The organism is Pseudooceanicola batsensis HTCC2597 (genome assembly GCF_000152725.1).
Lineage (GTDB): Bacteria > Pseudomonadota > Alphaproteobacteria > Rhodobacterales > Rhodobacteraceae > Pseudooceanicola > Pseudooceanicola batsensis.
The window spans coordinates 915326-926546 of the sequence record NZ_CH724131.1 but is presented as its reverse complement, the minus strand read 5'-3'; the positions used below and the strand labels follow the sequence as shown (position 1 = coordinate 926546).

Annotated in this window: 10 protein-coding genes; 6 read left to right on the top strand and 4 right to left on the bottom strand. The window is 66.3% G+C overall.

Annotation, left to right across the window (positions count from 1 at the left end; all coding sequences use genetic code 11):
- Nucleotides 1-337 precede the first annotated feature (337 nt).
- Entirely contained in the window at nt 338-1354 is a 1017-nt protein-coding gene (locus OB2597_RS08435; RefSeq protein WP_009805122.1) for a ketopantoate reductase family protein, read from the bottom strand.
- A 299-nt stretch (nt 1355-1653) separates the two neighbouring features.
- Here OB2597_RS08435 and OB2597_RS08430 point away from each other — a divergent pair, with 299 nt between their 5' ends.
- The 5 genes from OB2597_RS08430 to preA all read left to right on the top strand — a co-directional run bounded on the left by OB2597_RS08430 (nt 1654) and on the right by preA (nt 7602).
- Nucleotides 1654-3822 carry an anthranilate synthase component I gene (locus OB2597_RS08430; RefSeq protein WP_009805120.1) on the top strand — a complete coding sequence of 723 codons (2169 nt, stop codon included), beginning with the start codon at nt 1654-1656 and terminating at the stop codon, nt 3820-3822.
- Between the two features lie 377 nt (nt 3823-4199).
- Nucleotides 4200-4529 carry an H-NS histone family protein gene (locus tag OB2597_RS08425; RefSeq protein ID WP_009805119.1) on the top strand — a complete coding sequence of 110 codons (330 nt, stop codon included), beginning with the start codon at nt 4200-4202 and terminating at the stop codon, nt 4527-4529.
- 266 nt (nt 4530-4795) lie between these two features.
- Nucleotides 4796-6130, top strand: coding sequence for an NAD(P)-dependent oxidoreductase (locus tag OB2597_RS08420; protein ID WP_009805118.1), 1335 nt, complete (start codon nt 4796-4798; stop codon nt 6128-6130).
- A 5-nt stretch (nt 6131-6135) separates the two neighbouring features.
- Entirely contained in the window at nt 6136-6282 is a 147-nt protein-coding gene (locus OB2597_RS22495) for a hypothetical protein (RefSeq protein WP_009805117.1), read from the top strand.
- 15 nt (nt 6283-6297) lie between these two features.
- On the top strand, nt 6298-7602 hold the full coding sequence (gene preA / locus OB2597_RS08415) for an NAD-dependent dihydropyrimidine dehydrogenase subunit PreA (protein ID WP_009805116.1): 1305 nt from the start codon (nt 6298-6300) through the stop codon (nt 7600-7602).
- A gap of 30 nt (nt 7603-7632) precedes the next feature.
- Here the strand turns inward: preA and OB2597_RS08410 are convergent, their stop codons facing one another.
- The 3 genes from OB2597_RS08410 to OB2597_RS08400 all read right to left on the bottom strand — a co-directional run bounded on the left by OB2597_RS08410 (nt 7633) and on the right by OB2597_RS08400 (nt 9696).
- Nucleotides 7633-8079 carry a DUF892 family protein gene (locus OB2597_RS08410; protein ID WP_009805115.1) on the bottom strand — a complete coding sequence of 149 codons (447 nt, stop codon included), beginning with the start codon at nt 8077-8079 and terminating at the stop codon, nt 7633-7635.
- A gap of 12 nt (nt 8080-8091) precedes the next feature.
- The gene (locus OB2597_RS08405) at nt 8092-8913 is read right to left on the bottom strand and encodes a manganese catalase family protein (protein WP_009805114.1); all 822 of its coding nucleotides are present in this window, start codon (nt 8911-8913) and stop codon (nt 8092-8094) included.
- A gap of 165 nt (nt 8914-9078) precedes the next feature.
- Entirely contained in the window at nt 9079-9696 is a 618-nt protein-coding gene (locus tag OB2597_RS08400; RefSeq protein WP_009805113.1) for a TetR family transcriptional regulator C-terminal domain-containing protein, read from the bottom strand.
- A 200-nt stretch (nt 9697-9896) separates the two neighbouring features.
- Here OB2597_RS08400 and OB2597_RS08395 point away from each other — a divergent pair, with 200 nt between their 5' ends.
- Nucleotides 9897-11147 carry a Zn-dependent hydrolase gene (locus OB2597_RS08395; RefSeq protein ID WP_009805112.1) on the top strand — a complete coding sequence of 417 codons (1251 nt, stop codon included), beginning with the start codon at nt 9897-9899 and terminating at the stop codon, nt 11145-11147.
- Nucleotides 11148-11221: the final 74 nt, after the last annotated feature.

Here is an 11221-nt window from a genome sequence, read left to right as displayed (position 1 = left end):
CGGGTCAGGGCCGGGACTCTGCGGTCTGGCCGTGCGCCCGATGGGGTGACCATCGGATCGGGGTCCGAGGGTGACACTGGCGTGGGGTAATCAGGGGGGCGCGGGATGCCTCTGGCGGCGGTGCTGTGCGCGTCGCGCTCAAAGGCGGGGCGTCGCTCGACTTGCTCGGCATACGCTGCGCTTCTGGCGTTGATACCTCGGCGCGCGCCGCTGCAAGCCGTTGCGAGGGAAACAGCATCTCCGCGTGCGCCGGAAGACAGGTCGCAACCCTTGTCGTCCCGCGCTCCGTCATCCTCGGGGCCCGAGAAGCGCGGCGGCCCGGGTCGGTCCGTCGTGGCTACGATGCCAGGCTGCGGTCGACCTGGCGCAGGATCTCTGTGGCGAGGTCCAGGTTGGGGCAGGGGACGCCGCGGGCCCGGCCGACGGCGACGGCGGCCGCGAAGATCGGCTCGATCTCCATGGGCCGGCCCTTTTCGAGGTCCTGAAGCGTGGAGGTCTTGAACTCGGGATTGCGCCCGGCAAGGTCCAGCCGCTTGTCGGTCGCCATGGCGATCTCGGCCTGCTCGGCGGCGGCGATGGCCCGCACTTCCTCCATGATCGCGGCGGTGAAGTCCCGGATCGGCTGCGATTTCAGGTTGAGGCCGTTCGAGGTCCGGGTGATGGCCGACACGGCGTTCAGCGAACAGTTCGACATCATCTTGGTCCAGAGGGCGTTCTGGAAGGGCTCGGTCTGCCGGATCATCCAGCCGGCGCCCTCGAGCAGGGCGGCGATGCGGGCGACGTCGCCACGGTCCTGGCCGGGCAGGCGGCCGAGGTCGAGATAGCCGGCAATGTCGTAGGAGATCAGCCCCGGTTCCGGAACCGAGGCGCCGAGATAGGCGATGGAGCCGATCGCGCGTTCGGGGCCGATGGTGCGCCAGAGAACGCCACCGGGATCGACCTCCTCGACGCCCTTCGTGCCGCCCGCGCCGTCGGGGATCGGATACCACCAGGGCACGCCGTTGACGACCGGCAGGATGCGGGCATGGGGGGCCATGAGCGCGGCGAGGCGGTCGGCCTCGGGTGGGATCTGGTGGCCCTTGAGCGCGGTGATCACCACGTCCTGCCGCGGGAGGGATGCGGGGTCGTCCGTGGCGGTGACGGCGATCGTCTCGTGGCTGCCGTCGGGGGACCGCAGGCGGAGCCCCTGCCGCTGCATCGCGTCCAGATGCCGCCCCCGCGCGATCACCGTCACCCTGCCGAGATCGCCCGTGCCCGCCGCCCTGGTCAGGGTCGCGGCGAGGACGCCGCCGATGGCGCCGGCGCCGTAGACGCAGATGTCGAGAGGACGGTCAAGAAGGGGGGGCAAAGTCATGGCGGACCTCGTGGTGGTGGCGTTGCGGCGGACGTTAAGCGAGAGGGTTCGCGGGGTCGAGGGTGGGCGCGCAGACCGCGGCGGGATCATCAATGCACGGCTGCGCGCGGGCGGGCATTTACAAGACCCGGAGCGATTGATAAGCGATTGGCGTTGAACGGAAGGGACGTGCCATGACCGGCATCCTCTGGCAGGGCAATCAGATCGAAGGGCGATGGCGCGGCAAGCTCCGCAGCTGATCCCTTTTCCTGTCAACGCGGCGTCCGGACCCGGCGCCCGCCTTTCGAAACGAGACCTCAATGACCGATCTGACCTATCGGACCGCCGGCGGCCTGACCGTGACCCGACGCGCCGTCCCCGCCGATTACCATCAGGATACCGAACGCCTTGCCGAGACGCTGGATTCGCATCGGGGGGCGCTGTTCTCCTCGAATTACGAATACCCGGGGCGCTATACCCGCTGGGAATTCGGCTTTACCGAACCGCCCGTCATGATCGAGGCGCGCGGGCGGGCGATGCGGATTGCTGCTCTCAATCCGCGGGGCCGGGTCCTGCTTGCCATGATGCGGCCCGCCGTCGAGGAATTGCCGGAGGTGGCCGAATTCGATCCCGGCGACGAGGCGATCGCATTGCGCCTTCGCGATCCGGACCGGGTCTATGACGAAGAGGAACGGTCGCGCGCGCCGTCGGTCTTTTCCGTTCTGCGCGCGATCGTGGCGCTGTTCAAATCGGACGAGGATCATCACCTCGGGCTGTACGGCGCCTTCGGTTATGACCTCGCTTTCCAGTTCGAGCCGATCGAATTCCATCTGGAGCGGCCCGCCGATCAGCGCGACCTGGTGCTATTCCTGGCCGACGACATTCTGGTGGCCGATCACTATTCGGCCAGCGCCGTCCGTTACCGGTACGATTTCGACGATGGCCGGATGCGCACCGCCGGATTGCAGGGCGGCGGCACGGCCGAGCCGTTCGAACGCGGGCCGCAGGACGTGCCGCGCGGCGATCACAATCCGGGCGAATATGCGGAACTGGTGCGCGAGGCGAAGAAAAGCTTCCGGCGCGGCGATCTGTTCGAGGTGGTCCCGGGACAGGTTTTCTACGAGCCCTGCAAGGACAGCCCTTCGGCCATTTTCAAAAGGCTGAAGAAGATCAACCCCGCGCCGTTCGGGTTCATCATGAACCTGGGCGAACGGGAATACCTCGTCGGCGCCTCGCCCGAGATGTTCGTCCGGGTGACGGGCCGACGGGTCGAGACCTGCCCGATCTCGGGCACGATCCGGCGCGGGGCGGACGCCATCGAGGACAGCGAGCAGATCCTCAAGCTGCTCCAGTCCAAGAAGGACGAGAGCGAGCTGACGATGTGTTCGGACGTGGACCGCAACGACAAGAGCCGGGTGTGCGATCCCGGCTCGGTGCGGGTGATCGGGCGGCGCCAGATCGAGATGTATTCGCGGCTGATCCACACGGTCGACCATATCGAGGGGCGGCTGCGCGAGGGGATGGATGCCTTCGATGCCTTCCTGTCGCATGCCTGGGCGGTCACGGTGACGGGGGCGCCGAAACTCTGGGCGATGCGCTTCATCGAACGGCACGAGAAATCGACGCGGTTCTGGTATGGCGGGGCCGTCGGGGCCATGGGCTTCGACGGCGACATGAACACCGGCCTCACGCTGCGCACGATCCGCATCAAGGACGGCGTGGCCGAGGTGCGGGCCGGCGCGACCCTGCTCTATGACAGCGATCCCGACGAGGAAGAGGCCGAGACCGAGCTCAAGGCCAGCGCCATGCGCGCGGCGATCCGGGGCGACGTGCGGGCGAACGAGGGTCCGGGCGACGGCTGGCGGCTTGAAACGGGCCGGGGGCGGCGGGTGCTGCTTGTCGATCACGAGGACAGTTTCGTGCACACGCTGGCCAACTATTTCCGCCAGACCGGGGCCGAGGTGCGGACGGTGCGGACACCGGTGCCGGACGATGTCCTTGCCGAATACCGGCCCGATCTGGTCGTGCTGTCGCCCGGCCCCGGCAATCCGCAGGATTTCGACTGCCGCGCCACCATCGACAAGGCGCTGGCCCGCGCGCTTCCGGTCTTCGGCGTCTGCCTCGGGCTGCAGGCGATCGCCGAGTATTTCGGGGCCGAGCTGGCGCAGCTCGAGGTGCCGATGCACGGCAAACCCTCGCGGGTGCAGGTGACCGAGCCGGGGCTGGTCTTTGCCGGTCTGCCCGAGACGGTGACGATCGGACGGTATCATTCGCTGCACGCGCGCGCCCAGACCCTGCCCGAGGCCCTGCGCGTCACCGCACGCACGTCGGATGGTGTCGTCATGGGTCTGGAACACCGGGAACTGCCGGTTGCGGCGGTGCAGTTCCATCCGGAATCGATCATGTCGCTGGGCCAGGAGGCGGGTCTTCGGATGATCGAGAACGTCGTGAGCCGCCTCGTGTCCGGGGACAGGAAGATCCCGGCCTGAGGGCGGCGATGCCGTTTTTCGGGGGGCGGCCGGTTCGGCCGGCCCCTGTGATGCAAAGGCTTCAACCCAATTCCCTGCATGCGCTTGGCGTGATCGGAGCTCTCCCGGGGCCGGGCGTTTTCTTTGCGGTCAATGGGCCGCGCCAATAACTGGCACGGGGATTCCGCATCTCTTGCGGTCCGTTCGATTGGGGCGGCGGTGGCTGTCGCGGGAATTGCCGGAGGGTATCGGCCCGGCGCCGAAACGCCGGTTTTCGTCTGACACAACTCCGGTCTTGCGATTCTGAAAAACTCGTAATAATTCGAATAACCATATATCGGTAATGGAAGCGACGATGTTGTTAACCATTACGCCACTATGGATTGGATGAACACGGAATGGCGAATATCGATCTGAATTCGATGGACCTGAGCGAGCTGAAGTCCCTCCGCAAGGATGTGGATGCCGCGATCAAGACCTTCGAAGATCGCAAGAAAAAGGCAGCGCTGGCTGAACTCGAGGCCAAGGCTGCGGAAATGGGCTTCTCGCTCAACGATCTGACGGGCAGCGGTGGCGGACGGGGCCGCAAGGTCAATCCTCCGAAATACCGGCATCCCGAAAATGACGCCCTGACCTGGAGTGGACGCGGCCGCCAGCCGGATTGGTACAAGGAACAGGTTTCCAAAGGCACGGCGCCCGAGGATCTGTTGATCGTCAAGCCGAGATAGTCCGTTTCCGATTGCAGGGGCAATTGGCGCTTATTGGCGTCGCTCTTTTTCCCGGAGGCTTGTCGCCAATTGGCGTCAGGCCTCTTTCTTTTTCCGACGTTGCGAATTGGCGTCGCGGTGGCTGCAGGGGCCGTCGACCGGATTGCCCGAAAAAGCATCAGGCGAGCCACCCGAGGGACCGCACGGGGGGGGGTCGCGAAAATTTACCATTTGATAAAAAATATTCCTGTGTCACCCTGAACCGGCAGAGACCGCCGGAGAGATCGATGACGCATTCCCCCCGAACCGCAGGTATCGCCGCACAGAGGCTGAGCGCCGAAGCGCTCGCGCAGAACTTTGCGGATCTCCATCCGCCGCTCGACGGACACGAGGCCCGGGTGGCGGCGGATCGCTGCTATTTTTGCCACGACGCGCCCTGCGTGACGGCCTGTCCCACCTCGATCGACATTCCCCTGTTCATCCGTCAGATCGCCACCGAAACGCCTGAGGCGGCGGCGCGGACGATCTTCGACCAGAACATCCTGGGCGGCATGTGCGCGCGGGTCTGCCCGACGGAAACCCTGTGCGAAGAGGCCTGCGTCCGCGAGATCGCCGAGGGCAAGCCGGTCGAGATCGGACGGCTGCAACGCCACGCCACCGACCGGCTGATGGCGCGCAACGATCATCCCTTCGAACGGGGCGCGCCGACCGGCAAGCGGATCGCCGTGGTCGGGGCCGGCCCCGCGGGCCTGTCCTGCGCGCACCGACTGGCGATGAAAGGGCATGACGTGGTGATCTACGACGCGCGGCCCAAGCCGGGGGGGCTGAACGAGTACGGCATCGCGAGCTACAAGTCGACCGAGGATTTCGCGCAGCGCGAGGTCGACTGGCTGCTGGGCATCGGCGGCATCACCATCGAGACCGGCAAGGTGCTCGGGCGGGATGTCGATCTGTCCGCGCTGAGGTCCGACTATGACGCTGTCTTCCTCGGCATGGGGCTGGCAGGGGTCAACGCGCTCGGCCTGCCGGGGGACGATCTGGGGAACACGGCCGATGCGGTGGACTTCATCGCCGATCTGCGCCAGGCGGCGGACGTGGCCGCGCTGCCGGTCGGGCGCGACGTGGTGGTGATCGGCGGCGGGATGACGGCCGTGGATGCGGCGGTGCAGTGCCGGCTGCTCGGGGCCGAGACCGTGACAATCGCCTACCGGCGCGGCCAGGACCGCATGGCGGCCTCTGTCTACGAGCAGGAACTGGCCACCGCCCGGGGCGTCCGCATCCTCACCAACGTGCAGCCGGTCGCGGTGCACGGCAATGGCGCGGTGCGTGACGTCGAGTTCGAGTTCACCGCAGAGATCGACGGCCGGCTGACCGGCACGGGCGAGACCGTGCGCATTCCGGCGGACCAGTGTTTCCGCGCCATCGGCCAGGTGCTCGAGGGCGTGCCCGAGGGGCTGAAGACCGAAGGCGGCAAGATCGCCGTGACCGGCGCCGGCCGCACCTCGGCAGAGGGGGTCTGGGCCGGGGGCGACTGCGCCGCCGGTGGCGAGGACCTGACCGTGACGGCGGTGGCCGAAGGGCGCGACGCGGCCGAAGACATCCACGCAACGCTGATCGGATAGGGCCCATGTCCGCCGCGTCCCTGTCTCCGGCCGAACGAAACGCGCTGTCCCGCGTGGAGAGCGCCGACGTGCGGGAGGCGGCGCGCGTGCGGCTCGCGGCTCATGGTGTGGAACTGGACGCCGGTGCCGGCGCGGACCGCGACAACAGTTAACTGGGAGACTTGGAAATGGCCGACCTGACGACAGACTTCCTGGGCATCCGCAGCCCCAACCCGTTTTGGCTGGCCTCGGCCCCGCCGACGGACAAGGAATACAACGTCCGCCGCGCCTTCGACGCGGGCTGGGGCGGCGTGGTGTGGAAGACGCTCGGAGAGGAAGGCCCTCCGGTCGTCAACGTGAACGGTCCGCGCTATGGCGCGATCTGGGGGGCGGACCGGCGGCTGCTGGGGCTCAACAACATCGAGTTGATCACCGACAGGCCGCTGCAGACCAACCTCGACGAGATGACGCGCGTCAAGAAGGACTATCCCGACCGCGCGCTCATCGCCTCGATCATGGTGCCCTGCGACGAGGAGAGCTGGAAGGCGATCCTGCCGCGCGTGGCCGAGACCGGCGCCGACGGGATCGAACTGAACTTCGGCTGTCCGCACGGGATGAGCGAACGCGGCATGGGGTCCGCCGTGGGGCAGGTGCCCGAGTACATCCAGATGGTCACCGAGTGGTGCAAGAAATACTACGACCGCCCTGTGATCGTGAAGCTGACGCCCAACATCACCGACATCCGCAAACCGGCCGAGGCCGCGCGGGCCGGGGGCGCGGACGCGGTGTCGCTGATCAACACGATCAACTCGATCACCCATGTCGACCTCGACCTGATGGCGCCGGAGCCGACGATCGACGGCAAGGGCAGCCATGGCGGGTACTGCGGCCCGGCGGTCAAGCCGATCGCCCTGTCGATGGTCTCGGAAATCGCGCGCAACCAGGCCACCCACGGTCTGCCGATCAGCGGGATCGGCGGCGTGACCACCTGGCGCGACGCGGCCGAGTTCATGGTGCTGGGCTGCGGCAACGTCCAGGTCTGCACGGCGGCGATGACCTATGGCTTCAAGGTGGTGCAGGAGATGATCTCGGGCCTGTCGCAGTGGATGGACGAGAAGGGCTATACCTCCACCGACCAGTTCATCGGCCAGGCGGTTCCGAACGTGACGGACTGGCAGTACCTGAACCTCAACTACGTGACCAAGGCGCGGATCGACCAGGACCTGTGCATCAAGTGCGGCCGCTGCTATGCGGCCTGCGAGGACACCTCGCACCAGGCCATCGGCATGAACGAGGGCCGGGTCTTCGAGGTGATCGACGAGGAATGCGTGGCCTGCAATCTCTGCGTCAATGTCTGCCCGGTCGAGGACTGCATCACCATGGTGCAGATGGACAAGGGCGCGGTGGATCCCCGGACCGGTCGCGAAGTCGGCGACTATGCCAACTGGACGACCCATCCGAACAACCCCGGCGCGGCGAAGGCGGCGGAGTAGGGGCCGGGCGGCCCGGCCCCTGTTCGCGCCTCAAGACGAGGCGGTGGAGTCCATCCAGGCCCGATGCCGGCGCTCGTCCTCGAGCGCCTTGGCGAAGACGGGGCGCATGTCGGTGCCGGCGACCGTGTTCTCACTTGCCTGTTCATAGGCCTGCACGGTGTCGTCCTCGTTCGTCTTCATCGCCTTCAGCACGGTGTCATCCCCGCCGAGACCGGCGATGGCGACCTTTCCGGTCGTCAGCATCTGCTTCATGTCGCCTTCCGAGGGCGCCTCGATCTTGAGGCGGGCCGCGATCTCCTCGAGGCGGGCGACGTGGTTCAGGTGGTCCTGGCGGAACGCTTCCACCTGCTGGCGCTTGCTGCTGTCGTCGAGCCGCGAGATCGTGGCGTCATAGGCGGCGATCGCGTCGTGTTCGAGGTGCAGCAGGTTCTGGATCAGCTGGGTTGCGTCGTTTTCGGTTCCGACTGTCGTAGGCATCTTTCGTCTCCTTTACATCTGTTCTTTCTGGGCGCCGCTGTTCTTGCGGGCCTTTCCGAGATCGGGCTTCTGCCCCAGCGGCTCGGGTGTTCGGACCGAGAATTCCGACCTCCCGTCGAGCGAGGGGCCGCTGGACCACCGGCCCTCGGGCGTGGGTTCGTCCATTGAGGTGTTGAGGAAATAATAGCTGTGGTCGGTCGCCTCGTGCTTCTCGGAGGTGGAATTGGGGATCGGCAGAACCGATTCCATCCCGCCGAGTTCCTCGATCACCGCCAGCCATTGCTGCTGGTGCATCGTGTCCCGCGCGATCAGGAAGGACAGCATGTCCTTCATCCCCGCGTCATCGGTCATGTTGTAGAGCCGGCTGGCCAGGACGCGTCCCGACCCCTCGGCCATGGCATTGGCCATCATGTCGGCGGCCAGGTTCCCGGTGGCGTAGACATGGCTCATGTCGAAGGGCACGCCATTGGAATTGACCGGCATCGCCGACAGTCCCGAGGACAGGATGTGGCGCGGGTTCGCGCCGCCCATGATGGCGTTGACGACCGGGTCCTTCGCCGCCTCTTCCTGGACGGTCACCGGCGCGCCCTCGAGGTTGAGCGCAACGGCGTGGCCGAGGAACTCGATATGGCTCAGTTCTTCCGTCGCGGTCATCATCAGCAGATCGCGGTACTTGCTGTCACCCCGCGCGCCCATGGCCTGGAAGAAATACTGCATCGCCACGCGGATCTCGCCCTCGACGCCGCCGATGGCCTGCTGGAGGAACTTGGCGAACTGCGGGTCGGGCGTGTCGACCCGAACCTCGTACTGGAGTTTGGATGAGTGATGGAACATGGCTTCTCCTTCTGCGTCCCGGCCGGCAACTGCGGCTGTCGGATCACTGAACCGGAGCGGAAAGAGAAGGTTCCAGACCGACGCGAAAAGTTGCGCCGGTGGCGAAGCGGGTGGGCTTGCGGGGGTGTGGGCGCGGGATGCGCCCGTTGGCCGGCAGTCGGCGGATCAGATCCGCAGCAGACGCCGGAACAGGGTCAGCAGATAGGCTTCGGCCTCGGGGAAGGGATCCCTGACCTCGGGGCCGAGAACGGCGCGGACCTGCACGTCGAAGTCGGCATAATGCTGGGTGAGCGACCAGATCGAAAAGATCAGGTGATGGGGATCGGCCGGTTTCAATCGGCCGTTCTGCATCCAGTGCGCGATAACGGCGGCCTTTTCATCGACCAGGGGTTTCAGGTCGCGTTCGAGAGAGGCGGACATCCACGGCGCGCCCTGGATGATCTCGTTCGCGAAGAGGCGGCTCTCGCGCGGCATGTCACGGCTCATCGCCAGTTTGCGGCGGACGTAGGTCAGCACCTCCTCGAGCGGATCGCCCTCGGGGTCGATCTGCCGGAGCGGGTCCAGCCAGGTGTCCATGAGAGCGGTCAGGAGGTGGGTGTGGATCGCCTCCTTGCTGGGGAAGTAATACAGAAGGTTCGGTTTGGAGAGGTTCGCCGCCCGGGCGATCTCGTCCACGGTCGAGCCGCGGAAACCGTTTGCCGAAAAGACATCGAGCGCGGCGTCGCTGATCGTGGCGATCTTGGTCCGCTGGATGCGGGTCTGCCCCCCGGTACTGTCTTTCACGGCGCGCCTCGTATTTTCTGAAAATTGCTTTTTGATCAATGTTCCGCAGAACCGTCCACAAGTCTACCCGTGATCAAAAAATGGACAAGCGGGTGATGCCGCATCGACCGGGGGCGGGCGATTTTCTTGACTGACGGGAGACCTCTGATAGCCTCCTCTTTGACCGATTGGTCAAAATGCGTGCAACTGCGGAGTCCCCGATGGCAGCCCCCGGCGAAAACCTCAGAATCAACGGTGACCGTTTGTGGGACAGCCTGATGGAGATGGCGAAGATCGGTCCGGGCGTCGCGGGCGGCAACAACCGCCAGACCCTGACCGACGAGGATGCCGAGGGGCGCGCGCTGTTCCAGCAGTGGTGCGAGGCTGCGGGCTGCGAGATGGGGCTCGACACGATGGGCAACATGTTCGCCATGCGGGCCGGGACCGATCCGGACGCGCTGCCGGTCTACGTGGGCTCGCATCTCGATACGCAGCCGACGGGTGGCAAGTACGACGGCGTTCTCGGCGTGCTCGGCGGGCTCGAGATCGTGCGGTCGCTGAACGACCTCGGCATCAAGACGAAGCACCCGATCGTGGTGACCAACTGGACCAACGAGGAGGGGACGCGCTATGCCCCGGCCATGCTGTCCTCGGGCGTCTTCGCGGGCGTCCATTCAGAGGACTGGGCCAAGGGTCGCGAAGATGCCAAGGGTCTGAAATTCGGCGAAGAACTCAAACGCATCGGCTGGGAGGGCGAAGAGCCCGTGGGCAGCCGCAAGATGCATGCCTTCTTCGAATTGCATATCGAACAGGGCCCGATCCTCGAGGCCGAGGGCAAGGATGTGGGCATCGTCACCCACGGGCAGGGGCTGAGCTGGACGCAGGTGACGATCACCGGCAAGGATGCGCATACCGGCTCGACCCCGATGCCGATGCGGAAGAATGCGGGGCTGGGCATGGCGAAGGTGCTGCAGCTCGTCGACGAGATCGCCCTCAGCCACGCGCCCCACGCGGTCGGGGCCGCGGGCCATATCGACGTCTACCCGAATTCCCGCAACGTGATCCCCGGCAAGGCGGTCTTCACCGTCGATTTCCGGTCGCCGGACCTGGCGGTGATCGAGGACATGGAACGCCGCCTGCGGGAGGGCGCGCAGGCGATCTGCGACGAGATGGGCCTGGGCGTGGACTTCGAGAAGGTCGGCGGTTTCGACCCGGTGGAATTCGACGCGGGCTGCGTCGCTGCGCTGCGCGACGCGGCGGACCGGCTGGGCTATTCGCACCGGGACATCATCTCGGGCGCGGGTCACGACGCCTGCTGGATCAACCAGGTGGCGCCGACCGCGATGATCATGTGCCCCTGCGTCGACGGATTGAGCCATAACGAGGCCGAGGAGATCTCCAGGGACTGGGCGACCGCGGGGGCGGATGTGCTGTTCCACGCGGTGGTCGAGACGGCGGAGATCGTGGAGTGACCGCCACGGTCCCACTCCCGTCGCGTCCCGGCCCAGCGGCGGGATCCCGCGAGGTGGCGGGATTTCACCGGGGT